Source organism: Streptosporangium sp. NPDC000396, from assembly GCF_042898655.1.
Taxonomy (GTDB): Bacteria; Actinomycetota; Actinomycetes; order Streptosporangiales; family Streptosporangiaceae; genus Streptosporangium.
Map to the genome: position 1 here is coordinate 1 of NZ_JBIAZA010000050.1, position 24,871 is coordinate 24,871.

At 70.4% G+C, this 24,871-nt stretch carries 18 protein-coding genes; 13 read left to right on the top strand and 5 right to left on the bottom strand.

What is annotated here, in order from left to right; all coding sequences use genetic code 11:
* Positions 1-317 precede the first annotated feature (317 nt).
* Positions 318-1,118 (bottom strand): CPBP family intramembrane glutamic endopeptidase, encoded by an 801-nt coding sequence (locus tag ACFY2X_RS44750; protein WP_389950790.1) that lies wholly within the window; start codon positions 1,116-1,118, stop codon positions 318-320.
* Between the two features lie 127 nt (positions 1,119-1,245).
* Between ACFY2X_RS44750 and ACFY2X_RS44755 the strand changes: the two genes are divergently transcribed.
* On the top strand, positions 1,246-2,367 hold the full coding sequence (locus tag ACFY2X_RS44755; RefSeq protein WP_389950793.1) for a sensor histidine kinase: 1,122 nt from the start codon (positions 1,246-1,248) through the stop codon (positions 2,365-2,367).
* On the top strand, positions 2,364-3,002 hold the full coding sequence (locus ACFY2X_RS44760; RefSeq protein WP_389950795.1) for a response regulator: 639 nt from the start codon (positions 2,364-2,366) through the stop codon (positions 3,000-3,002). Before ACFY2X_RS44755 ends, ACFY2X_RS44760 begins: the two co-directional genes overlap by 4 nt.
* Positions 3,003-3,178: 176 nt before the next feature.
* Here the strand turns inward: ACFY2X_RS44760 and ACFY2X_RS44765 are convergent, their stop codons facing one another.
* Positions 3,179-4,060, bottom strand: a complete 882-nt coding sequence (locus tag ACFY2X_RS44765) for an NAD(P)-dependent oxidoreductase (RefSeq protein WP_389950797.1) — start codon at positions 4,058-4,060, stop codon at positions 3,179-3,181.
* A gap of 95 nt (positions 4,061-4,155) precedes the next feature.
* On the opposite strand from ACFY2X_RS44765, the gene ACFY2X_RS44770 reads away from it, so the two are divergent.
* Together ACFY2X_RS44770 and ACFY2X_RS44775 are read left to right on the top strand one after the other, a co-directional pair.
* Positions 4,156-4,521: a winged helix-turn-helix transcriptional regulator gene (locus ACFY2X_RS44770; protein ID WP_389950897.1), complete on the top strand. Its 366-nt coding sequence runs from the start codon at positions 4,156-4,158 to the stop codon at positions 4,519-4,521.
* Positions 4,522-4,660: 139 nt separating this feature from the next.
* The gene (locus ACFY2X_RS44775; RefSeq protein ID WP_389950800.1) at positions 4,661-7,702 is read left to right on the top strand and encodes a BRCT domain-containing protein; all 3,042 of its coding nucleotides are present in this window, start codon (positions 4,661-4,663) and stop codon (positions 7,700-7,702) included.
* 18 nt (positions 7,703-7,720) lie between these two features.
* Here ACFY2X_RS44775 and ACFY2X_RS44780 read toward each other — a convergent pair whose 3' ends face one another.
* Positions 7,721-8,419, bottom strand: coding sequence for a TetR/AcrR family transcriptional regulator (locus ACFY2X_RS44780; RefSeq protein WP_389950803.1), 699 nt, complete (start codon positions 8,417-8,419; stop codon positions 7,721-7,723).
* 113 nt (positions 8,420-8,532) lie between these two features.
* On the opposite strand from ACFY2X_RS44780, the gene ACFY2X_RS44785 reads away from it, so the two are divergent.
* The 3 genes from ACFY2X_RS44785 (at position 8,533) to ACFY2X_RS44795 (ending at position 10,788) form a co-directional block, all read left to right on the top strand.
* Positions 8,533-8,877, top strand: a complete 345-nt coding sequence (locus ACFY2X_RS44785; protein WP_389950806.1) for a YrdB family protein — start codon at positions 8,533-8,535, stop codon at positions 8,875-8,877.
* A gap of 14 nt (positions 8,878-8,891) precedes the next feature.
* Positions 8,892-9,830, top strand: coding sequence for an NAD-dependent epimerase/dehydratase family protein (locus ACFY2X_RS44790; RefSeq protein WP_389950809.1), 939 nt, complete (start codon positions 8,892-8,894; stop codon positions 9,828-9,830).
* A gap of 70 nt (positions 9,831-9,900) precedes the next feature.
* The gene (locus tag ACFY2X_RS44795; protein ID WP_389950811.1) at positions 9,901-10,788 is read left to right on the top strand and encodes a Gfo/Idh/MocA family protein; all 888 of its coding nucleotides are present in this window, start codon (positions 9,901-9,903) and stop codon (positions 10,786-10,788) included.
* A gap of 179 nt (positions 10,789-10,967) precedes the next feature.
* On the opposite strand, the gene ACFY2X_RS44800 is transcribed toward ACFY2X_RS44795, so the two are convergent.
* Entirely contained in the window at positions 10,968-12,233 is a 1,266-nt protein-coding gene (locus ACFY2X_RS44800) for a Glu/Leu/Phe/Val dehydrogenase (RefSeq protein ID WP_389950814.1), read from the bottom strand.
* 276 nt (positions 12,234-12,509) lie between these two features.
* Here ACFY2X_RS44800 and ACFY2X_RS44805 point away from each other — a divergent pair, with 276 nt between their 5' ends.
* The 6 genes from ACFY2X_RS44805 to ACFY2X_RS44830 all read left to right on the top strand — a co-directional run bounded on the left by ACFY2X_RS44805 (position 12,510) and on the right by ACFY2X_RS44830 (position 22,887).
* Complete coding sequence (locus ACFY2X_RS44805) at positions 12,510-14,066, top strand: alkaline phosphatase D family protein (protein ID WP_389950816.1); 1,557 nt, start codon at positions 12,510-12,512, stop codon at positions 14,064-14,066.
* Positions 14,067-14,232: 166 nt separating this feature from the next.
* Positions 14,233-14,619, top strand: a complete 387-nt coding sequence (locus ACFY2X_RS44810) for a hypothetical protein (protein ID WP_389950819.1) — start codon at positions 14,233-14,235, stop codon at positions 14,617-14,619.
* Complete coding sequence (locus ACFY2X_RS44815) at positions 14,619-15,803, top strand: glycosyltransferase family 4 protein (protein WP_389950821.1); 1,185 nt, start codon at positions 14,619-14,621, stop codon at positions 15,801-15,803. Before ACFY2X_RS44810 ends, ACFY2X_RS44815 begins: the two co-directional genes overlap by 1 nt.
* A 4-nt stretch (positions 15,804-15,807) precedes the next feature.
* Positions 15,808-17,628: an asparagine synthase (glutamine-hydrolyzing) gene (gene asnB / locus ACFY2X_RS44820; protein WP_389950824.1), complete on the top strand. Its 1,821-nt coding sequence runs from the start codon at positions 15,808-15,810 to the stop codon at positions 17,626-17,628.
* Positions 17,629-17,665: 37 nt separating this feature from the next.
* Complete coding sequence (locus ACFY2X_RS44825) at positions 17,666-18,781, top strand: hypothetical protein (protein WP_389950827.1); 1,116 nt, start codon at positions 17,666-17,668, stop codon at positions 18,779-18,781.
* Complete coding sequence (locus ACFY2X_RS44830) at positions 18,703-22,887, top strand: NB-ARC domain-containing protein (RefSeq protein ID WP_389950829.1); 4,185 nt, start codon at positions 18,703-18,705, stop codon at positions 22,885-22,887. Before ACFY2X_RS44825 ends, ACFY2X_RS44830 begins: the two co-directional genes overlap by 79 nt.
* Before the next feature lie 4 nt (positions 22,888-22,891).
* On the opposite strand, the gene ACFY2X_RS44835 is transcribed toward ACFY2X_RS44830, so the two are convergent.
* Entirely contained in the window at positions 22,892-24,868 is a 1,977-nt protein-coding gene (locus ACFY2X_RS44835; RefSeq protein WP_389950832.1) for a glycosyltransferase, read from the bottom strand.
* Positions 24,869-24,871: the final 3 nt, after the last annotated feature.

The window sequence follows — 24,871 nt, forward strand, 5'->3', positions numbered from 1 at the left end:
TCAGCCACGGGACCATTCTGACCGCCCAGCGCCGCCCGGTACCGCAACCAGACGACACGTCACAACGGGGCGAACGTTGCCTGATGCGGCACTAGGTACGGCCCGGCCGCAGCCCCGGCATGACCTGCCGGGGCGACGTGCCCGACACCCGCCCACAAGGCGATCACGTCTCCGGCTTCCACCCGACCGCGCCCACCGCGAAACCCGCGGGGCGCGGTCGAGTCATGTCCGCCTCATGTTCGCCGTGGTGAGGCATGCCGTACGGCAGGCACCGCAGACGCTCGTCCCGGCGAAGACGGATCGCCGTGGAACGGGGTTCAGCTCGGGGCCGGGGCCACGGCCTTGCGCGGCCGTGACAGGAGGACGAGGGCGGCGGCCAGGGCCAGCGCGATGATTTCCAGGACGAGCTGAACCCCGTACTGACCGCTCTCGACGGTGAAGACGCGGCGCGCTATATGGAGGCCGGTGTGGACGCCGACCGCCATCCACACCGCGCCGGTCCTGGCCCTGGCAGCCCCGCACGCGAGGCCGAGCCCGACGGCCTGCACGACGTAGAGCAGCTTCTCGCCGATCCCTGACGCCGCGCTCTGCGAGAGGATATGGATCGAACCGAAGGCGACCGCGCTGACCGCCAGGACGGCGCGTGGTGAGAGCCAGGCGGAGAGCGCGTCGAAGAGATGGCCGCGGAACAGCACTTCCTCGGGGAACGCCTGCCCGAGGACGATGACGGCGAAGAGGGTGGGCAGAAGGACGTACAGGGGGACGTCGCCCTGCGGCAGGGGGACGTCGGCCTGTGGCCCGATCCAGTCGGCCACGCCCAGCGCGACCGACGCGGCGTTCGCCGTGGCTATGGCGACCATGCCGACGGCCACGCCGAGCAGGGTCTGAGGGATGGCCGACCAGGTCCAGGTCAGCCGGAGGCCTGACCAAGGGCGGCGGATCACGAAGCGCCGGTAGAGATACACCACGGCCAGGGCGATGAGTGTGACGCCAGGGTGGAAGACCAGGGGAAAGAGAGGGCTCGACTGGTCCAGCAGGAGAATGGAGAATCCGGCGCTCCCGAGCAGCGAGACGAACAGAAAGGCGATCGTGGCCAGGACCGCGAGGAGAGGTTTCATGGCGGGTCACGCTAGGCTCGGCGGCGGCGTGAAGGCATCGAGCGGCGGATAGAAACCGGCGTGACCGAAGTCACGGTGTCGCAGGCAGGATGATCAGGACGCGACCCCGGCGTTAGGGTGCGCTGTTGTGAGACTGTTTCGCGATCCTGACCGTCCTCCGCTGCTCAGCGTCGTGTTCTGGGCGGTGTTCGCGGCGACGGCGGCGATTCGGCTTCTCGTCTTCCCCGACGAAGGGAGCACGCCGCTGTTCTGCCTGGTGATGACGGTGGTCGCGGTTCTCTGGCTGATGTTGCCCTGGAGCCCGGCGGCGAGCCACTGGCGAAAACCCGCCGCACTCTGCTTCCTGGTGGCGGTCGCTTTCATCGGGACGTTCACCCAGGGCATCCATTCGGCGCTGATGCTCATCGGCATCGCGAATCTCGCCTTCTTGTACGGCGTACGCCTCGCCGCCTTCATCGTGGTCGTCTATTTCACGGTGCTGTGCTTCACCTCGCCTTCGCTGTTTGGCAGACCCTGGCCGGGGGTTTTGCTGGAGGCGGGGATCATGGGAGTGCTCTCCGCGTTCGCCCTGGGCATGGCCTCCGCCATTCTGGAGGCCCGGCGGAAAGGCGAGGTCGCCCAGCGGCTGCTCGAACGGGTCAGGGAGCTGGCGGTCGCCGAGGAACGGGCCAGGATGGCCAGGGACATGCACGATTCGGTCGGGCATCACCTTACAGTGATCAAAATGGGGCTGGAGAACGCCGAGCGATATCGGGAACGCCGTCCCTACGACGCTTGGGACGAGGTACGTCAGGCGAAACAGGTGACCGCCCAGGCGCTGGCCGAGGCGCGCCGCTGGGTGCGCGCGCTGCGCCCTCTCGCGCTGGACGACCACGTCGGCAGCGCGGCGCTCAACCGGCTGGCCCAATCGTTCGCGGGGACGGGTATCCAGGTCAGCTTCGAGGTTCACGGCGACGAACAGCGGCTGGACCCTGACTCCGAGCTCGTTCTCTATCGGGTGCTTCAGGAAGGGCTGACCAACGCGCTGCGCCATGCCGAGGCCAAACATGTGCGGGCCCGCCTTGCCTTCGGCACCGGACGGGTGGTGCTGGTGATCGGTGACGACGGGAAGGGGACGGAGGAGACGGCCGGATTCGGCCTGTCCTCCCTGGCCGAGCGCGCCCACGCCATCGGCGGCAGCCTCCGTGCGGGAAACGCCGACGGCGGAGGGTTCGAGGTGCGGGCCGAGGTGCCCGTGACACGGTCATGAACGCGATCCGTGTGCTGCTCGTGGATGACCAGATACTTATGCGGCAGGGGCTTCGCAAACTGCTGGAGATCGAGGACGGCATCGAGGTGGTCGGCGAGGCCGCCGACGGTGTCGCCGCGTTGGAGGCCATGCCGGACTGCCGTCCGCATGTGGTGCTGGTCGACGCGAGGATGCCACGGATGGACGGCGTCGAGCTGATCGCCCGGCTCGACGCAGAGTATCCGCAGGTCGCCACGATCGTGCTCAGCACGTTCGATGAGGATGAATACGTCTTCGGCGCGCTGCGCGCGGGCGCCCATGGCTATCTGCTGAAGGACAGCTCGCCCGAAGAGCTGGTCGCGGCGATCCGGAAGGCGAACGAGGGGGAGACCGTACTCGACGGTCCTGTCGCCGCGCGTCTCGTCGCCGAGCTGCGCCTGTCGCCGCAGCGGCAGATAGGGTTCCGCGGGCAGGAACTGCTGTCCGGCCGGGAGCTCGACGTGGCCCGGCTGGTCGCGGTCGGTGCGACCAACCGGGAGATCGCCGCGCGGCTCTTCATCACCGAGGGCACGGTCAAGAACCACGTGTCCAGCATGCTGCGCAAGCTCGGCCTCCGCGACAGAACCCAGCTCGCCCTGCACCTGAGGGAGCCGTGAACCCCTCTCGACCACGAGGTCTCTCCGGGTTGGCGCGCAGGCCATGATCGACGGCCCCGGCGTGGGATGCCGGCCGAGGTCGTTCGGCGGGTCAGACCACTCCCTGTGGCCGTCGAGCCAGCGGTCGTCCCGTGGATCGCGCTGTCGCCGGGAGACGGAGATCCAAGGGACACACCTCAGCGGGTGAGCAGGTCGATCACGCCGGTGGTGCCCTCGTCGCCGTGCCCGTCGGCGAGGCGCCGCTCCATCAGGGCCATGAACGGGGTCAGCAGCTCGGGACTGACGCCCTGCTCCTCGGCCGTGCGCAGCAGCGTCGAGTTGCCCTCGACCATCATGGCGAGGTTGGAGGTCACGCCCCTGGTGTAGTCGCCGCTCTCCAGGTGGTCGGCGATCCCGTACGCGTAGGGGGCCATGGCGGTGAGCCAGCCGACGAGCAGGGAGGCGAGGTTCTTCGGTGCGACGTTCTCCTTGCGGATCAGCGCGAAGGCGTGCGAGACTCCCGCGAACATCCCGGTCATCGCACTCAGCAGCGCCACATCGTGGAGGGCGGCGAAGCCGGGGTTCTCACCGACGTAGGTGGTGCCGGCCGGTACGGCCAGGGCCTCCCGGTGGGCGTCGAAGAGGTCGCGGGACCCGCTGTAGAAGACGTATCCGCCGGAGCCCGGGACGCCGATCATCGGCGGGACCGCCATGATCCCGCCGTCCAGGAAGCGGGCGCCACGCGCCTGCGCCCACTCGGCGCGGGCACGAGCCTCGGCGGGAGTGCCGGTGGTGAGGTTGACCAGGTCCTTGCCGGTCAGATCGGCGTCGGCCAGAGCCTCGCCGACCGAGGCGTCGTCGAGCAGGCAGACCACCACGAGGTCACTGGCGGCCACCGCCTCGGCGGCCGTCCCGGCGAGCTTCGCGCCCTCGGCGACGAGCGGTTCGGCCCGGTGGGGGGAGCGGTTCCAAACGGTCAGAGAATGCCCGGCGGCAAGCCATGCACGGGCGAACGCGGTACCCATGGCACCGAGCCCGAGGAGGGTGAGCCGGGACTTCTCGAAGGTGTTGTCATCCATGCCCATTAGGCTTGTCGCAGGCCTCGGAGTGATCAAGTACGCACTTTGAAGTGGGTGGTTACCCCGGGGTGAGCGAGCAGGCAGGAGGGCTGGACATGGCGGCCGTGCGGAGGCCGGGGGCATACCACTGCGGGATCGACGCGGCGATGGACGTGATCGGCGGGAAGTGGAAGGTGCTGATCCTCTGGGCGCTCAACGAGCGGCCGTCCCGCTTCGGCGAACTGCGCAGGCTGCTGCCGGGGGTGACCGAGAAGGTGCTCACCTCCCAGCTCCGGGAGCTGGAGGAGGACGGCATCGTGCACCGCGAGGTGTATGACGAGGTGCCGCCCCGCGTCGAATACTCGCTGACCCCGCTCGGCGTCTCGCTCAGCGACGCGCTGGCGCCGCTCGGCGCGTGGGGCCGGGAGCACATGATCGGCGGCATGGAGAGCGCTCACCACGCCCCGGCGCCGGCCGTCTGAGAGGCTTTCGGCGATCGGCGGCCGATGCGGCGTCGGCATCAGGGCCGCCGCCGGAGCGTTGTCGACGCGGGAGGGCTCGGCTTGCTCGCGGGTTTTCCGCTCGGTGAAGTGTCGGTCATCTCCGCTACGGTCGCTTGGCATGATCATCAGTGGCAGGCAGATCGTGCTGGCCGGGCGGTTCGGCCGGCTCTCGAAGGATGAGGCCAAGCGCGGCCTGGAGGCGTTGGGCGCGAAGGTGACCGCGTCGGTCTCGGCGAAGACGGACCTGGTCTTCGCCGGGGCGAAGTCGGGGGCCAAGGTGGGGCCGGCGGCGGTGCGCGGCGTTCCGATCTACGACGAGGACGCGCTGGCGGCCGTGCTCGAAGGCCGGGAGCCCGGCACTCCGCCGCCGTCCCCGCCGTTCACCGGCGTCTCGCACGAGGGGATGGGACCCGGCGAGGCCCTCGACACCCTCAAGAACGCCGACTGGTCCGCGTTCTCCCCAGAGCGCGACACCGTGCCGCTGCGGGACGCCCTCCAGGCTCTGGAGCGCGCCCACGGTGTCGTCGACGCGCATCGCCTCGCGACCGCCCGGCTCCGCGACGCCGGGGCGTTGCTGCGCCACTCCGACGTGCACCACGGCGAGCTGAACGGCCACGCGCTCAGCCCGGACGGCCGTCATCTCGCGGTCGGAAGCCGGACCGGCGACGACTACGACCGGGGCGGTGTCCTGCAGGTCTTCGAGGTCGCCACCGGCCGCTGCGTCCACGCGATCGACGGCATCATGGGTGGCGTCGGCTTCCCGGACTACACGCGCAGCCTCCAGTGGTCGGCGGACGGCACGCGGATCGCGCTGGAGTACAACACCAATGCGACCGGCGTGTGGGACCCGTTCGGCATCGCCCACGAGCCGATCGCCGACGCGTTCTTCCTCGCCTCCGGCAGGCCGTCGGGCATGGCCTTCGCCCCCGAGGGCAGGCGCGCGTTCGTCTACGGAGGCGAGTCGGACTTCCTGCGCAACGTCATCGTGGCGATGCACGAGGGCTCGGTCGCCGGGCCACCCGACTCCCACCCGGAGGGGACGGAGCCGATCGAGTTCAGCGGACCGTTGCCGGACGAGTTCCGGGAAACCTGGGACGACGAGCCCGAGTTCATCCTCGGCCGGGCGTTCTGGTCGCGCGACGGCTCCCGTGTCTACGGAGAGGCGACGGGTGAGTACGCGGCGATCTCGCTCGACGTGGAGAAACGGCAGGTCTCCTGGATTCTGGACCTGGAAGAGGATCAGGATGCGGCTCCGCCCGAGTGGAGCCTGGACGAACGACTCCTGGCCCACCAGCGCGGCGGAAAGCTCGTCATCGCCGACGCGCTGACGGGTGAGACGACGGCGGAGCTACCGGGCTACCCAGGCGCCGACGTCCTGTGCTGGGGGCCGGGCGGTCGGCTGGCGGTGGTGGACCCGGCGGGCGGAACCGTCGGGATCATCGACGCGACGACCGGCGGGCACCGGTACGACCTGAACGTTCAGGCGGCCACCTCCAACCCGCGCGGCTGGGACGCCCGGTCGTGGGCCTGGTCGCCGGACGGCGAGCGGGCCGCCTGTGTCACCGCAGAGGGGCGGATCGAGATCTGGTCGCTCGGTGAACATCCCGAGCGGCTGCGCGTCATGGACGGCATCCGGCGCACCATCGGCCAGTGGGATCACGGCTTCGGCCTGGAATGGCCCGCCGACGACATGCTGATCGCGATCGGCTCGCACGCGGTGCGCTTCCTGCGCCCCGAGAGCGGCGAGATCGTCGCCGACCACCCCTTTCACCATGCCCCGGCCGCCCGTCGCCCGCTCTTCTTCACCGGCCGTGACCTCGGCGACCAGCTCCGGCTCAACCCGACGTTCGCGCTGGACGAGGACACCTGGGCGGTGGCGTTCGAAGACGGCACGGTCATCGCGCGGCCCGGCCGGGACGACGATCTCGCGGAGCTCGACGGCCGGCTCTGCTGGTCCGTCGCCCACCGCTTCGCCTGGCCGTTCCGCTGGGGTGACCAGGAAATCTTCCCCGATCCCGCCCACGCGGGAGTGAGGGCGGCCTCACCGGAGACCGAGCGGTTGCTGGCGCCGTTCCGGGGACGCGGCAGCACGGCAGAGGCGACGGGGACGTGGCCGCCACCCGACACCGCCACCGTCACCGATCTCATCACGGTGGTCCGGGGAACACTCATCGACCTGACCGTTCAGGACTCGGTCGTCCAGGATGAGTGGACCGTCAACACGCTCCAGCAGCTCGCGATGATCTGCGCCCGGCGGGGCGATGCCGCCGAAGCCCGCGAACTGGCCCTCGCGATCCCAGAACACCGGCGGCGTCTCGGACACCTCGCACGGATCGCGCTCGCGCTCGGCGCGGCCGGTTTCGACGCCGAAGCCGCCGCCGTCCTCCCCTACGCCGACAACGATCTCACGGACGTGAGCGACGCGGCGGACATGGCGGCAATCGCCGGGGCCTGCGCGGTCCTGGGGCAACATGAACGCTCCGAGCAGTGGTTCGCCTCCGCGCGCGAGGTCGCCAATGCGCACCGTTCGAACTGGGAAGTCCGCCTGCCGCTGGTCTGGGCGCTCACCGAGTGCGGCCGGGAGCAGGAGGCCCGTGTCGTGCTGGACGAGGGCGTGGGCACGCCGAGGGACCGGTACCACGGCGTGCCCTGGCTGGTCTGCCTGCTCAGACGGGGCGATACCGAGCTGGTGCGCGAACTGATCGGGGAGCGTAGCGAGCCGGAGAACCCGGAGCAGCCGCACGCCTACGGCGTGCGCTGGTTCGACGACTGGACGGCGGCCCGCGCGCTCACCGTCTACGGGCAGCCGGATCTGCTCCGGCTGTGGGGCGACGTCAACTGGGCTTCGGTGCGGTGCGACCTGCCGGTGGCCGAACGGATCGCGGCCGAGGGCAGGGCCACAGGCCCGACCGGCGACCAGTTGGCCGATCTCGCCGCCCGGCACGCCGGGCTCGCGAAACTCCCCAAGGCGACGAAGCGGCGCGAGTCCGCGCATATGGCCCGGAACGCAGCCGAGTACGGCCATGCCAGCGCCGTGCTCGACCTGCTGCCAGGGACGGGCGACCCCGGTCCGTACGGGATGGACAGCAACATGCGCGCCTGGGTCGCGCTCAGCGCCCTGCGGACCATCGCGATCGGTGTTGATGTCGACGTGTGGTGATCGGGTGCCCCGCATGCGTCAGGCGGGCAGGCCGAGGAAGGCGGCGTGGCAGCGCATGGAGTGATCGAAGGCCGTGGCGGGGTCGAGGATCGAGTTGTTGAACTGGCCGAACAGTTCGAAGTTGACCCAGCCGAACAGGCCGGTCCAGGCGATCAGGGCGCGGACGATCACGTCGTCGGGGACGCCGGGGATGACCGCGCGCACGCGCGCGGCGTCCTCGCCGAACGACGCGGGTGCGGGCGGGCAGATGTCCGGCGGGTTCAGGACTCCGGCCTGGTGGGCGTCGGAGACGATCAGGCCGTAGACGACGGTGTCGCGGATCGCCGCCGCGACGGTGTCCTCCGGTGCCTGGTAGCCGGGCACGGGCGAGCCGTACAGCAGGGCGTATTCGTGCGGATGGGCCAGCGCCCAGTCGCGTATGGCGTGGCACACCGCCAGCCACCTGCCGGTGTGGTCCTCGCGCGGGCGGGCCGCGTCGGCGTTCTCCACGGCCTCCCCGATGGCGTTGTAACCGTCGATGATCAGGGCCGTGAGCAGGTCGTCCCGGGAGGGGAAGTAGCGGTAGATCGCCGAGGAGACCATGCCCATCTCGCGGGCGACCGCGCGCAGGGACAAGCCCGCGGCCCCTTCGGTGGCCAGGTGCCTGCGGGCGATGTCGGTGATCTCGCGGGTCAGCTCGGCCCGAACCCGTTCGCGTGCCGTACGGCTTGAGCTCATGCTCGGGACCATATCAGAGCGCCGCAAACAAATGAGAGCACCGCTCTTGACGAGCGACGCTCTTTAGAGAGAGCATTGCTCTCAGATCGGAACGGCAATCTTTTGGAGTCCTGATGTTGTCCCTGGCCAAGAACACCAACCTTCTCGTCGCGTTCCTGCTGGAGCTGGGGGTTCTCGCCTCGGTGGGCTACTGGGGCTTCGTCGTGGGCCAGAGTTGGCCGGTGAAGCTGCTTCTCGGGCTCGGCGGGCCCGCGCTGTTCATTGCTGTCTGGGCGGTTTTCGGCGCGGCCAACGGCGCCGTGATCCCGCTCACCGGGCTCGCCCGCGCCGCCCTGGAGATCTTCTGGTTCGGCGGCGGCGCCGCGGCGCTGATCATGGCCGGCCGCCTCACCCCGGGGATCATTTTCGCCGCCGTTTACGTTATTAACGCCGCGCTTCGGCTGCTCTGGAACCAGTGAGAGAAGAGATAATCATGGGCAAGCACGTTGTCATCGGGTCGGGCCAGGTGGGAGCCAAGGTCGCCCGGCTGTTGCTGGATCAGGGGCATGAGGTCGTCGTCGTCACCCGCTCGGGATCCGGTCCCGACGGGGTCCGGAAGGTGGCGGCGAACGCCGCCGACGCCGAGGCGCTCACCCGCGAGGCCCGGGGCGCCGACGCGATCTACAACTGCGTGAACCCCCGCTACCACGAGTGGGCCAGGGACTGGCCGCCGATCTCGGCGAGCCTGCTGACGTCTGCCGAGGCCACGGGCGCGGTGCTGGTCATGCTGGGCAACCTCTACGGCTACGGCCCGATCGACGGGCCGATCACCGAAGACGCCCCGCTCGCCGCCACCGGGACCAAGGGGCGGGTCAGGGCGAAGATGTGGACCGACGCGCTCGCCGCCCACCAGTCCGGGCGGATCCGCGTGACCGAGCTGCGCGGCTCCGACTACTACGGTCCCGGCGCCCTCGACCAGTCCTATCTGGGCGATCGGTTCGTGCCGAAACTGCTCGCGGGAAAGGCCGCGCAGTTCCCCGGTGACCCGGACATGCCGCACAGCTGGACCTACCTGACCGACGCGGCCCGCGCTCTGGTGACGGCCGCCACCGACGAGCGCGCCTGGGGCCGGGCGTGGCACATCCCGACCGCGCCCGCGGTGTCCGCCCGTGCGGTCGCCGCGCGGATCGCCGAGCTGGCCGGGACCGCGGCTCCCCGGATCACCCGGGTGCCCGACTGGGTGATGAAGATCATGGGGCTGGCCGTCCCGCTCATGCGGGAGCTGGGGGAGACCCGCTACCAGTTCAACCTGCCCTTCGTTCTCGACTCCTCCGCCTTCGAGACCACCTTCGGCCTCGCGCCCACCCCTCTCGACGAAGGGCTCAAGGAGACGATCGGCTGGTGGCGGGAGCAAGCCGCCACGAGGGGATGAAACCCCGCTCGCGCATCTCGGATGCGCCGTTGCGGGGAAAGCCGTGAGGGCCGGGCCGTACGCTCACACCATGAAAATCGCCATGGTCGGCCTCGGGGACATCGCGGAGAAGGCCTACCTGCCCGTCCTGTCCGCGCAGCCCGGCCTCGACCTCTACCTGTGCACCCGCAACCGCGCCACGCTCGACCGTCTCGGTGACGCCCACCGGATCGAGGGCCGCTTCACCTCGGTGGAGGAGGTGATCAAAGCCGAGGTCGAGGCGGCGTTCGTGCACGCGGCGACCGACGCCCATGTGGAGATCGTCGAACCACTGCTCCAGGCGGGCGTCCACGTCTACCTGGACAAGCCGATCGCCTACACCCTGTCGGACTCCGAGCGCCTGGTACGGCTGGCCCAGGAGAAGGAGCGGTCGCTGCTGGTCGGCTTCAACCGCCGCAGGGCGCCGTCCTACGCGGCCCTGCTCGACCTGCCCCGCCACCTGGTGGTGATGCAGAAGAACCGCAGGGATCTCGCGGGAGACCCGCGGGCCGTGGTCTTCGACGACTTCATCCACGTCGTGGACACGCTCAGGTTCCTGGCGCCCGGAAAGGTCGAGCACACCGGCATCCGGACCCGGGTCAGGAACGGGCTGCTGGAGCATGTGACGCTGGAGCTGGCCGGAGACGGTTTCACCGCGCTGGGGATCATGAACAGGGTGAGCGGCGCGACCGAGGAGACCGTGGAGGTCATGGGCGAGAACACCAAGCGCCGGGTGGTCAACATCGCCGACGTGATCGACTACGCCGGGTCGGAGACGCTGGCCCGGCGGGGCGACTGGATCCCCGTCTCCCGGCAGCGCGGCATCGAGCAGGTCTGCCTGGAATTCCTGGACGCGGTCCGCTCCGGCACGGTGGTCAGCGCCGACGACGCCCTGGTCACCCACGCGATCTGCGAGGACATCGTCCGCGCCGCCATCTGAGCGGTCCCGGCGAGACCGCCCTCCGAGCACCCCCCGAGCACCCTCCGAACGGCCTCCGGCGGAAGGGCGGGGAACGGAGTCCGGGTGCTCTCGCCGGTGGCCGACTGAACGGCCGGCCACGAGAAACGCTCGGCTGGGAAATCCCAGCCGAGCGTCACGGCAGAGCCCTCACACCAAGGTCAGGGGTAGAGCCCCCGCATCCGGTGAGCCTCGGCGACCCGGCCCACGCCGATGGTGTGGGCGGCCAGGCGCAAGGTGGTCCCGCGCTGGGCGGACATCGCCGCGACCGCGTCGAAGGACTCCTCCATCAGGTCGCGGAGCTTCCTGTCGATCTCGCCCGCGCTCCAGGAGCAGGCCTGCAGGTTCTGCACCCACTCCAGGTAGGAGACGATCACGCCGCCCGCGTTGGCCAGGATGTCCGGAACCACGGTGACCCCGGCGTCGGCCAGGATCCGGTCCGCCTCGGGCGTGGTGGGGCCGTTGGCGCCCTCCACGATGAGGCGGGCCTTGATCCGGGGCGCGTTCTCCGCCGTGATCACACCCTCCAGCGCCGCGGGGACGAGCACGTCCACGTCCAGCTCCAGGAGGTCTCGGTGGGACAGGGCGTCCGCGTGGCGGTAGCCGTACACGCCGCCGGTCTCCTTCGCCCACGCCCGCAGGTCCTCGACGTCCAGGCCGGAGCGGTTGACCACCGCGCCGGTGACGTCGGAGACCGCGACCACGCGGCAGCCCGCATCGGCGAGATACTGGGCGGCGAGCGCGCCGACCTTGCCGAATCCCTGGACCGCGACGGTGCGGCCCTCGGGCGAGCCCTGCATGGCCTTGATCGCGGCGATCTGCACGCCGCGGGAGGTGGCTCCGGCCCTGCCCAGAGAGCCGCCGAGGGTCATCGGCTTACCGGTCACCACGCCGGGAACGGGGTAGCCCGCGTTGACCGAGTAGGTGTCCATGATCCAGGCCATGGTCTGCTCGTCGGTGCCGACGTCCGGGGCCGGGATGTCCTTCTCCGGGCCGATGATCGGCATGATCTCGTTGACGTAGCGGCGGGTGAGCCGCTCCAGCTCCCGGGTGCTCAGCGTGGCCGGGTCCACGGAGACGCCGCCCTTGGCGCCGCCGTAGGGGATGCCGACCAGGGCGCACTTCCAGGTCATCCACATGGCCAGCGCGGTGACCTCGTGGATGTCGGTGGAGGGGTGGAAGCGGACGCCGCCCTTGGCGGGACCACGGGTGATGTTGTGCTGGACGCGGAAGCCCTGCACGACGTCCATCCGGCCGTCCTCGCGGCGGACCGGCACCGAGACGGTGAGCGAGCGGCGGGGGGTGGCCAGCATCGTGCGCATGCCGTCGTCTAACTGGAGCTGGTCGGCCGCCTGGTCGAGCTGGAACAGGGCGGAGTCGAGGGCCTGCCAGCCCGGACTGATGAGGGCGGTGGTTGCCGGCGTCATTGACGGCACCGTGAGGGTCATGAAGGGGAGCCTCCATATGATGGGCGAAGCGCCATTGCTCCGCCCAGGCTGTCTGTGATGATCACGCTAGCTGGGGGTTTTCGCCCAGCCAAGCTGGGCATCTTGCGGTCTTGCAGATGATTTTTGTGCGTTTCCCCCATTCCAAAGTGATCTGTTGCTATCGATCAGAGCACCTGGGCACCGTGGGGGGAACACGCCAACATGGCGGGCTCCCCAGGGGACGCCCGCCTTTATGGAGTGGCTGAGGGGATTAACGTGCCGGAACTTGTGGTCGGGCCGCTGCTGCGTTACGTGGATGAGACCAGCGCGTCAGTCTGGGTGGAGACCAGCGAGCCGTGCGAGGTGGTGGTCGAAGCCGGCGGGACCCAGTCGCGGGCGCTGACGTTCACCGTGCACGGCCACCACTACGCGATCGTGGACGTCGGCGCCGAGGGAGCCTACGAGGTCCGTCTCGGCGGCCGGACCGTGTGGCCGCTGCCGGACCAGCCGCCCAGCCGCATCCGGCTCCTCGGCCCCGGCGGGCCGAAGCGGGTGATGTTCGGCTCCTGCCGGACCAGCGTGCCGCATGACACGATGCACGTCATCTCGCACGGGGTGGACGTCTTGCGCGCGTACGGCTGCAGCATGATGGACATGCCCGAGGAGCGGTGGCCCGACATGCTTCTCCTGCTCGGGGACCAGGTCTACGCCGACGAGCCGTCCGCCGAGATGCTGGAGTTCATCAGGAACCGCAGGCACGACGAGCCGCAGAACGAGATCGCCGACTTCGAGGAGTACGCCGAGCTCTACCGGCTGGCGTGGACCGACCCGGAGATCCGCTGGCTCCTCTCGACGGTGCCCAGCGCGATGATCTTCGATGACCACGACCTGCGTGACGACTGGAACACCTCCGCCTCCTGGCGCGAGCGGATGGCCGAGATCCCGTGGTGGCCGCGCCGGGTGATCTCCGGGCTCGGGGCCTACTGGGTCTACCAGCACCTGGGCAACATGTCACCGCGGGAGCGGGCGGGCGACGAACTGCTCAGCAAGTTATGCGCGGCAGAGGGGGACGGGGGTGGGATCCTCGACACCTTCGCCGAGCACGTCTACGAGGTCCCCGCCGACAACCGGTGGAGCTACTCCCGCGACCTCGGTGACACCCGCCTGATCATGCTCGACTCCCGCTGTGCCCGGCAGCTCGCCCCCGGCGACCGGCGCATGATCGACCCGGCGGAGTGGGAGTGGTTCGCCGAGCAGGTCGGCAAGGGCGGCGTCGAGCGCTTCGTGATCGGCACATCGGTGCCGTTCCTGCTCCCGGCAGGCATCCACCACGTCCAGAACTGGAACGAGACCCTGGCCCAGGGCGCGTGGGGGAAGACGGCGGCCCGCTGGTCCGAGGCGCTCCGCCAGGCCCTCGACCTGGAGCACTGGGCGGCCTTCCGCCGTTCCTTCGAGGACATGTCCAGGCTGCTGGCCGGGACCGGCCGGCCGGTGATCGTGCTCTCCGGCGACGTGCACTACTCCTACGTGGCAAAGGCCGACAAGCTGCCTATCTACCAGCTCGTCTGCTCCCCGATCCGCAACCCGCTGAGCCGTACGCTCCGCCTGGCCAACATCATCGCCCAGTTCGGCGTCGCCACCGTGATCGGCAGATTGCTGGCCCTCCTGGCCGGGATTCCCAAGCCCCCGTTCAAATGGCGGATCGTCCACGGCCCGTGGTTCTCCAACGCGGTGGCGACCCTGTCCCTGGACACCGCCCCCCTGACCGCCCGCTGGGACACCGCCGGCTCGGAGATCACGGAGATCACCAGGGTGGAGCTTCAGCGCCAATAGGAAATGCATTCCCTACGTTCGGGTCATGCCTGGAAATACCTTCCCCGGTTGTTTGGAGGGTCTTGGCGGCCGGTGGCGGAGAGTGCATACTGCAAACGGGCTGAATAAGGCGCCGATCGGGCGAGCCAAATACCGGAGGCAGGGTGACCCTCGATGATTTCCGGCCGTGCCGCCGGTCGTAAAGGCGGAGCCCGGGCGCGTCCCTGCGGCCGGTGCGGCGGCTTTCATCGGCTCGCACGTGGTCGACCGGGCGTTCGAGGCAGAGAACACGGTCACGGTATCGGTCCGGCGAACGCCGGGCAATAGTGCGGCCACCGCGGAAAACCTTATTCGAACGCGCGATTTTCAGGGCTTTTCCCCGCTCGGCCTCGGTCTGGCCGTCGGCAATCCGAAGCCGTCTACCGGCGGAATCGACGCCGTTTTTCACGGGTTTTCACCTGGCGGCCGTTCCAGGTATCCGCGGGTCTTGGGGAATGTCCCGGCAGGCCGGGCGGACCGGAAGCCCGAGGCGCGCGGACGCGAGGTCCTGTTCTCTTTCCCGGGGGTGGTCTGATGCGCATCCTGGTGTTCTTTCCCGGCGTGATCCGGGGCGGCTGTGAGGAACACTCCTACATCATCATCCGGGCCGCCGTGCGGGCCGGTCATACGGTCATCGCCTGCTTTCCCCAGGTGGAGGGCACACGGTCGATCGCCGAGGACGTTCGCGCGGCGGGCGCGTGCATCGTGCCCTGGCCGCTCGGGGAGATCGTGGACGGCCGGATATCGCTGGGCAGCTCCGAACTCCAGGAAAGCCTCGCGGCACCTCTCATCGAGCGGGAAAACCCCGATGCCGTCCTGGTGTTTCTCCCCGAACCAGATTCCAGCATCGGTTTCATCGCGGCGTGCGCCGCCAAGGACGTGCCGACGGTGCCGGTGTTCTGCCTGGTCCCCCAGGGGTGGCCGGTCTCGGAAGCCGATCGGGAACGATGCGCCTACGCGATGCGACGCAGCCAGCGGTGGGTCGCGATCTCCAACGACAACCGGCGTCATCTGGTCACGGCGTTCGGCATCGAGTCCCTCGACGAAGTGGAGATCGTTTACAACGGGGTGGACCTGCCCATCGAGTGGCGAGATCCCGATCGGAGCGCCGTCGGCGCGGCCAGAGACGCCCTGCGGAGCGAGCTCGGCATCCGCGCGTCGGCGCGTGTGGCACTGACCGTCGCCCGGCTCGCCTTCCCCAAGGGACACGGCGACCTGCTGGCGGCCATCCCCAGGCTCCCGCCCTCCTGCGAGGACGTGCACTTCGTCTGGGTGGGCGCGGGTGAGGAGGAACGGCGACTGCGTGCCGGCATATGCCATTCGGGTCTGGACGGTCGCGTCCACCTGCTCGGGTACCGCCGAGATGTGGCCCCGCTGCTGCACGCGGCCGACGTGTTCGTCTTCCCGACCCATTGGGAAGGCTGCTCCCGGGCCCTGATCGAGGCGATGAGCGCGGAGCTGCCGATCGTCGCCTCCGACGCCAGCAGCAATCCGGAACTCGTCGAAGACGGGCGGCACGGCCTGCTGTTCCCCGCCCGGGATCCCGGGGCCCTGGCCGACCGGCTCACGTACGCACTGGAACACCCCCGGGAGATGCTCGCCATGGCACGGCGGGCCAGGGGCAGGGCGCGTCTCGAACTGACCGAGAGCATGATGTGCGAAGGGACGCTGCGCGTCGTGGACGACATCGCCGGACGCTCACGCGTACGAAGGGCCTGAGCGGGTGTGCGGCATCGCGGGGCTCGTCGCGCCCGGAGGCGGCCTCGGCGCTGACGAGCTGCGTCGCCTGGCCGAAGGCATGGCCGGTCCGCTGCGTGACCGCGGCCCCGACGACAGCGGCTGGTGGGTGGACCCGAGCGCGGGCGTCGGGCTGGCGCACACCCGGCTCGCCGTGGTCGACCTCAGTCCCCGGGGGCGCCAGCCGATGTCGGTTCGCGCCGGCGGCCAGGTCCTGGTCTGCAACGGGGAGGTCTACAACCACCGGGAGCTGCGCCGTGAGCTGGAGTCCTCGGGTCACCGCTTCGCGGGACATTCGGACAGCGAGGTGCTCGCCGTACTGATCGACCAGCACGGCCTGCCCGCCGCCCTGGAAAGGGTCAACGGCGCCTTCGCCCTGGCCCTGTGGGATCCTGCGACGCGGACGCTCTCCCTGGCCAGGGACCGGATAGGGGAGAAGCCGCTGTACTACGCGTGGTGCGGGGGACACTTCCTCTTCGGGTCCGAGCTCAAGGCGCTGAGGTCTCACCCGGCCTTCCGCCCGGAGCTGGACACCGAGGTCCTCGCCCTGTATTTCGCGCTCGGGTATGTTCCCGCGCCCTTTTCCATCTACCGCTCTGTCCGCAAGCTCCGCGCCGGCACCATACTTCGCCTTGATCTGCCCGCCGGGCCCGGTCAGGAGCGCATCACCCCTTATTGGGACCTCCGCGAGATCGCCGCCAGAGAGGCGCCGCAGCAGTCACTCGGGGAGCGGATCGACGAGCTGGACCAGCTGCTGCGCGATTCGGTCGCGTTGCGCTCGGCGGCGGACGTGCCTGTGGGCGCGTTCCTGTCCGGCGGGATCGACTCCTCGGCGGTGGCGGCTCTGATGACGTGCGTCGCGTCCGGCCCGGTGCGCACCTTCACCGTCGGTTTCGAGGAACCCGACTTCGACGAGCGCGACCAGGCCGCTGAGATGGCCCGGTTTCTGGGCACCGAGCACGAGGAGATCGTGCTCACCGCGAGTGAGGCGTTACGGCTGCTGCCGGCCATGCCCTCGGTGTACGACGAGCCCTTCTACGATCCGGCGCAGCTCCCGACGGTTCTGATGTCCATGGCCGCCAGGCCGCACGTCACCGTCGTCCAGTCCGGTGAGGGCGGGGACGAGCTGTTCGGCGGCTATCCGCCCTACAGGCAGGCGCTGCGGGCGCGGCGGCGGGCCCTGGCCGCCGGGTCGCCTCCGAGTTCGGCCTTCGACATCCACATGACCCGGCGCGTCTGGCCGACCCCCGCCTCCCTGCTCCGGGGCGCTCCCGACCCGGCGCCGCTGCTGGTCGAGGCACTCGGCACCACGGACCTCGGTGAAGCGCCCGCCGGGCTGCTCCTCGCGGACGCCCTCACCTGGCTCCCGGACAACTGCCTGGTGAAGATGGACCGGGCCACCATGTCGGTCGGGCTCGAAGTGCGCTGCCCTTACCTGGATCCACGGATCATGGAGCTGGCCTGGCGCACCCCCATCGAGCTGAAAGTCCGCGAGGACGGCGACAAGTGGATCCTGCGCCAGGTGTTGCGACGGCATCTTCCCGAATGGGCCCGCGGACGGCCCAAGCGCGGGTTCAACCTGCCCCTCGCGCGCTGGCTGCGCGGGCCGTTGCGGGAATGGGCCGAACACCTGCTCGACCGCAGGGTCCTGGAGGCGCACGGCCTGTTCGACGGCCGTGCCGTACGGGAACGGTGGAGACGGCATCTCGACGGATCCGACGATCACACCTATGAGATGTGGACGGTGCTCATGTTCCAGGGTTGGCTTCCCTACGGTCTCGGCGTGGAGATACCGTCCGGTGGGTGACCCGATGCCGATCACATATGGACGTGGGGGCGAAGGCATGAAGCTGATCCACCCGTTCGCCGTCATCGGTGACGGAATCACCTCCGAACCCGACGCCGTCTCCTGGTCGGAGGATCGCCTCGACGTGGTCGCCGTCGAGACCTCGGGCGACCTGCTTCACGTCATCCTGACGAACGAGGGAAGCGAAAAGGGCAGGCTGCCCGCCCTGACCGCCGTCCCCGCGGGCCCGCCCCAGCTGGTCAGCTGGGGGCCCGGCCGCCTGGACGTCTTCATCCGGGACACGGACCGTAATCTCCAGCACTCCTGGTATGACGGCTCCTGGCGACCCTGGAAGGCGATCGCCTCCGCGATGGTCGCCGATCCCAGCGTCGTCAGCTGGGCCCCGGGGCGGCTCGACATCTTCACCCGCACGGAGAGCGGTGTCCTGGCGCATCACTGGTATCCCAGAGAGCTCGGCATCCAAGGCCCCGAGGAGTGCGGGGGCCCTGTGGCGGGCCGTCCAGGCGCCGCCACCACCAGCCTCTACGGGGTGCACATGATGGTGCGGGGCACGGACGACGGGCTGCTCAGATACCAGTACGCCCGGCCCAGCCAGCGCTCGCACGAGTGGACCACCACGACATGGCGGCCAGGCCGGGGGGCCTTCCACACCTCTCCGCCGGCCACCCCGGACGGGCACAGCTCCCTGACGTGCACATCGGACCCCGTGATGCTGCACTGCCGCGGCAAGGGCAGGGTGGAGAACCGGCTGCTCGTCTACGCCCGGCAGGACGACCGCCTGCTCTGTCTCGAACCGTGGGGCTGGCAACGGCAACCACGTGACCGGGTGCTGGGCGACGGCGTCGCCTCCGACTGCGCGGTCGCCTCTCCCCGGCCGTGCCGGGCAGACGTGTTCGCCCGGCTGGACTCGGGAGCCATCGGCCATCTCACCGAGGAACTCGGAGAGGCGGGAGCCGCCGCACGTCGCTGGGAGTCGCTCGACGACGGGCACGTCGCCGCCGACGGCCGGCCCCGCGTGGTCGCCGCACGGCGGGATCGCCTCGACCTCTTCTTCCGCGGGACGCACGGAGAGCTGTGCCAGGGCTGGTGGGACGCCGCCACCGGCACATGGAACGCGCCCTCGGCGCGTATCTGGGGAAGGACGCGAGGGTGACCGGGGCCGTCGCACGCCTGAACGCGTCGCTGGCCGCCGTCCAGTCGGCCGCGGGAGAGGTCGTCGGCTCCGGGTTCCTGGTGACCGAGCGGCATATCCTCACCTGCGCGCACGTGGTCAACGCGGCTCTCGGGGCCAGGGAGGACGAAGCGCGCCGGCCCGAGGAACGGATCACCGTGGAGTTCCCCCTGTCGGCGGCGGGACGGCGGCTCGGCGCCCTGGTGGAGCGCTGGATACCCATCGACGCGGAGGGCTCGGGAGACGTGGCGCTGCTGGCGCTGGTGGACGAGGCGCCCGAGTCCGCGCGGCCCGCGCCGCTGGCCGCCCCCGCCGACACCTGGAACCACGCCTTCAGATCCTTCGGCTTTCCGCGCGGCTACCCCTCCGGCCTGTGGTCCACCGGCCGGATCCGTGGCCCGCAGCGGAACGGCTGGATCCAGCTGGAGGACGTCAAGATCCCCGGAGCGGCCGTCGAACGCGGCTTCAGCGGGGGAGCCGTCTACGACGAGGAACTCCAGGCCGTCGTCGGCATGGTGGTCGCGCAGGATCTCCATGCCGACCGCAAGATCGCTTTCATGCTGCCCGCGGTCCTGCTGGCGCGGCTGCTGCCCGAGCTGGCCGGCGTCGCCGAGCTGCCGACCGGTCCGGTCGGGGCGCTGTCCAACGTGCCCGTGCCGCCGCCGCACTACCTGGCGCGTGCCAAGGAGGTCGCCGAGGTACGGCAGGCCGTACTCGACGGCGCCGGAGAGGCGGCCGACGGCGGACGGAAGATCGCCATCGTCGGCATGGGGGGCGCCGGCAAGTCGGTGCTCGCCGCCGCGGTCGGCAGGGACCCGCAGGTGCGGCGGTCCTTCCCGGACGGCGTCATCTGGGTGGAGCTCGGCCCGGAAGCCTCGCTGCCCGAGCGCCAGGCCCAGCTCGCTTCCGCCCTCGGCATGCCCGAGGCCGCGTTCGTGGACGTGCAGTACGGCCGGGCCGAGTTGAGCAGGCTACTGACGGGCCGTCGCTGCCTGGTGATCCTCGACAATGTGTGGAAGGCCGAGCACATCACGGCCTTCGACGTGCTCGGATCGCACAGCCGCCTGCTGTTCACCACCAGGGACGCCGGGCTGTCCCGGGCGAGCGGCGCCCGGGGCACCGGCATCGGCCTGCTTGACGACGAGCAGGCGGCGGCCCTGCTCGCCGACTGGGCCGGCCATTCCGCGGCGGATCTGCCCGCGGAAGCCGTACAGATCGCCCGTGAGTGCGGCAATCTGCCCCTGGCGCTCGCCATGGCAGGTGCCATGGTGGGCGGCAGGCCCGAACGCTGGGCCGGGGTGCTGCGGCGGCTGCGCCAGGCCGACCTGGAAAAGATCCGGCAAGCGTTTCCGCACTACCCCCACCACAACCTGCTGCTCGCGATCGAGGTCAGTGTGGAGGCGCTGGAGCCGGGGGAACGGGAGCGATACCTGGACCTCGCGGTTTTTCAGGGGCGAGCCGTGCCCGCCCACGTCGTCGAGTTGCTGTGGGAGCCGCTGGGAGTCGACGACCTGGAGACCGAGGAACTGCTCGACCTGTTCGCGGAGCGATCTCTGGCCCGCATGGACGGCGACCGCGACCTGACCCTGCATGACCTGCAAATGGACTACGTGTGCCGGCGCGCGGGGGATGTGGCGCGGCTCCACACCCGTCTCCTGGACGCCTACGCGCGGCGGGCGCCGCACGGCTGGGCGAGCGGCCCGGCCGACGGCTATTACTTCGAGAACCTCGCCCACCACCTCGTCCGCGCCGGCCGGAAGGACCAACTGCGGATGCTGCTGCTGAACATGGAATGGCTCTCAGCCAAGCTCTCCGCCACCGACATGACCTCGCTGCTGGCGGACTTCGCCGGGATCGAGGACGCCGATGTCGTCCTGCTGCGGGACGCGCTACGCCTGTCCAGCCACGTCCTCGCCCGGAATCCCGACCAGCTGGCGGCCCAGCTGGTCGGCAGGCTCGCCGGCTCCGGCGAGCCTGCCATCCGGCGGCTGGTGGCGCAGGCCCGCGCCTGGTCGGGGCGGCCGTGGCTATGCCCGCAGGGACCGAGCCTGATCACGCCCGACACGCCCATGCTGCGCAGTCTGGTCGGCCACACCGGGTGGGTCCGCACGATCGCCCCCTCGGGGGACGGCCTGATGGCGGTCTCGGGCGCCGATGACCGCACCATACGAGTGTGGAGGCTTGACGACGGCGTCGAGCGTCACACACTTCGCGGGCACGACGGGTCCGTCTGGTCGGTCGCCCTCACCCCGGACGGCCGGTGGGCGGTGTCCGGCTCTGTGGACGGCACCGTGCGGGTGTGGGACCTGCGTGAGGGGGTGCAGCGCCATGTCCTGCGCGGACATCAGGGCTCGGTGTGGTCCGTGGCGGTCACCCCGGACGGCCGGCGGGCGGTGTCCGGTTCCGCCGACGGCACCGTGCGGGTGTGGGACCTGCGTGAGGGGGTGCAGCGCCATGTCCTGCGCGGGCACCAGGGTGCGGTGATGTCCCTGAGGCTCTCGCGGGACGGCCGGATGGCCGCCTCCGGGTCAGAGGACGGCACGGTGCGCACCTGGCTCATCGAGGACGGCACGCCCCTGCTCGGCCTGGACAGCGGGGAGCGGTGGGTGCAGTCCGCCACCGTGGCGCTGACCGGCCGCCATGTCCTGTTCGGCTCCGACAGCGGAACCCTCCACGTCTGGCACCTGCACGACGGCAGCCCCGCGTTCTCCCTGGCCAGTGGTCACGGGGCGATCTGGGCGCTGGCCACCACGCCGGACGGCAAACGGGCCGCGGTGAGCTCCATGGAGGGCCCCCTGACGGTGTGGGATCTCGACACGGGCGCACGGCAGGCGACCCTGCACGGCCACAGCGGCTGGGTCGGGGCCCTGGCCGCGACCGCCGACAGCCGCCACGTCGTCTCCGGAGGGGACGACGCCATCGTGCGCGTCTGGGACATCGCGAGCGGGCGTGAGGTCGCCGCGCTGCGCGGGCACGCGGGCTGGATCAACGCCGTCGCCACGGCCGCCGACGGCCGTCACATCATCTCGGGCTCAGCCGACGGCGCGCTGCGGGTGTGGGACCTGGAGAACCTCGCGACGCGGAGCGGCCAGCCCAGCCACACGGGGTGGGTCACCGCCATGGCCGCCGTCCCGCGAGGTGACGACGGGCTGGTGGTGTCCGGATCGGACGACACCACGCTACGCGTGTGGCGCACCGGCACGGGAGGCGAGCACCTGGTGCTCCGCGACCACGCCGGCGCGGTGGTCGGCTTGGCCGTGCTCGACGGCGGGCGTGTCGTCTCGGCCTCCGGCGACGGCACCCTCCGGGTCTGGGAGCTGGACGGCGGCCGAAACGAGCGCACGTGGAGCACGGGTGGCCGGGCCGTGACCGCCATGACGGTGGTCCCCGGGCGATACGCCGTCGCCGGCACCGGTGACGGCTCCGCGCACATCTGGGACCTGCGCACCGGCGACCTCCACCGGGTCCTGGAAACCGGAGAGGCCGTGCAGGTCGTGCGGGTCACTCCCGACGGGAAGCGACTGGTCACCGGAGGTGCGGAGGGGACGGTGGCCGTATGGGACCTGGAGACGGGGCAGGCCCTGCACCTGTGCCGGGGGCCGGGAGGGCCCGTGCTCAGCCTGACGGTGTCCCCGGATGGGAGTGCCGCCCTGGCGGGATGCATCGACGGCGTCCTCATCGCCTGGGACCTGCACTCGGGTGAGGCGCGGTGGGAGGTGCGCGCCCACGAGACCCTGCTCAACGCCCTTGTCCTGCTTGGCCCGGACGGGAGGCGCGCGGTGTCCGGCGGCGGCGACGGAGCGATCCGGATCTGGGACGTCGTCACCGGGCAACGGGCGGGGGCGCTCCCGAGCGCCGAAGGCGCGGTGCGGGCGCTGGCGAGCACGGCCGACGGCCGTCTGGTGGTGTCGGGCGCCGGCAACACCGTGGCGCTCTGGGATCTCGCCGCGGGAACCGAGGTGGCGCGGTTCCTCGGGGACAGCGGTATCACCGCCTGCCTGGTCGAGGAGTCCGTCGACCCGCTCATCATCTGCGGGGAGGCCTCCGGCGGGGTGCACGTGCTGCGGTTGCGGACGCCGGGCGCCTGACCGATCACGCCGGGGCGCCCCCGGCCTCCAGCCGCCACTGGGCCGAGCGGCTCAGCTCGACCTTGTGCTTCCACAGGTGGAGCAGATGCAGCACGGCGTTCGTGCCCTCACCGGCCACCAGGTCCGCGTGCTTGCGCAGCACGTGGTGGATCTCGTCGACGAACGTCTCGGCGTGCGAGGAAAAGGTCAGGGAGGTGAGGTGCCGCCGGTAGGAGAAGAGCACCTGCGGGATCACGTCCCCGCCGAAGCCCTGCCTGGCCAGGCGAATCTGGAGCTCCCAGTCGTCGAGGGTCGGGAGCCGCTCGTCGAATCCGCCCACCGCCTCAAGCGCCGATCGGCGGAAGACCTTGCTCCTCTTGCCCTCGGTGTCGAGGAAGAGCATGAGATCCGGGACGTAGCCGACGGGCACGTGGACCAGATTCAGGATCCCGAAGTAGCGGACGTAGCACGTCAGGTAGGACAGGCTCGTGTCGCTGAGCAGGGCACGCACCGCGGTGCCCAGGTAGCCCGGATCGATCAGGTCGTCGCCGTCCAGCGGGAGGACGAACTCGCCGCGGGCCGCCGCCAGCCCCGCGTTGTAAGCCGAACCGGGCCCGCCGTTCTCCTTGGAGATCTTGACCACGTCTGACAGCCCGTCGAGCACGGCCCTCGTCTCGGGGTCGGTGGAACCGTCGTCCACGACGACGATCTCGACCGGAGAGTAGTCCGACGCGCGGACGGAGGCGATCGTCTCCTCGACGAGGCGCCCCTTGTTGAAAACGGGAACGATGACCGACACCAACGGCGCCGAGCCCGGTTCGGCGGCGGCGCGTGGAGGGTCCGCCGGCACGCTCCGGTAGGCGGAGAGGATCCGCGCGCACGCGTCGGCCGGATCTCCCGTCCGCCGGGCTGTCAGGACCGCACGCTCCGCGACCCGGTCCAGCCCGGGGGGCGGCCGGAGGAAGAATCCGGCCAGGTGCTTCGGATCGCCGAGGTCGACCAGGAAACCGGACTCGCCGTGGTCGATGATCTCGGCCATCCCTCCGCCGTCACCGCAGACCACCACGCATCCGCGGCTCATGGCCTCCAGCGCCTCGTGGGACAGGTTGTCCCAGCGCGCGGGAAAGACGCAGTAGCGGGCACTTTCCCAGATCCCGGGCCGGACCGCGCCGACCTGGGTGTCCGCCGTGGGGGTGACGATCCGCACCTTCCCGCGCAGCGGCTCGGTGATGAGCCGCTTCAGGTGCTCCACGTACGGCTTGCCGAAGTGCCGGCGCGAACCGGCGACGCCGTACAGGGTGAAGGTGAACTGCGGTGCGGACCTGACGATCAGGTCGGCGGCCTCAAGGAACAGGTCCGCTCCGCCGGCAGGGTCCAGGAGGCCGCCGAAAACGACATGGAACTCCGGACGATCCGCCGGCGGCGTCACCGGCGTCATATCCTCCGCGGACAGGGGCTGAGGGCACCGTAGCGCCGATCTGAACCGGTCGCGGGCGTATCCCTCCACCGCCCCGGACGGGGAGGTCAGCAGGTCGGCGTGCCTGACGCAGTAGTCTTCGGCGAACATCCGGATCGAGCGGGGATAGCTGACCTCCGGGTCGCCCGCGGCCGTGGCGAGCAGTTCGGTCGGCCCGTGCAGGCGTACCACCAACCTCGTGCCGTCGAACTCGCCCAGCAGCCGCTTGGCCCGGATCACCGACAGTCCTTCCGCGCCCCTGTCGGCGAACTCGACGACGTCCAGGCCCGTCTCGCGGTGGAGCGCCCGCATGGTGCGATGGACGCGGTCGGCGTACTCCTGGTCGTCGCAGAAGTAGTCCCAGCCCTCCCTGGACGGACGGGTCTCGACGACCGCGGTGAACTCCGGTGCGGAGGCGGGTGCGGACTCCGTGACGAGGTATGTCCGGTGCCCGGACGAACGCAACAGAGCAGCGAGATTCCTTACATATTTACTGATCGCATCCCACTCCGGGGAGTAGTGGCGAACCGCGTAGGCGATCTTCATGGA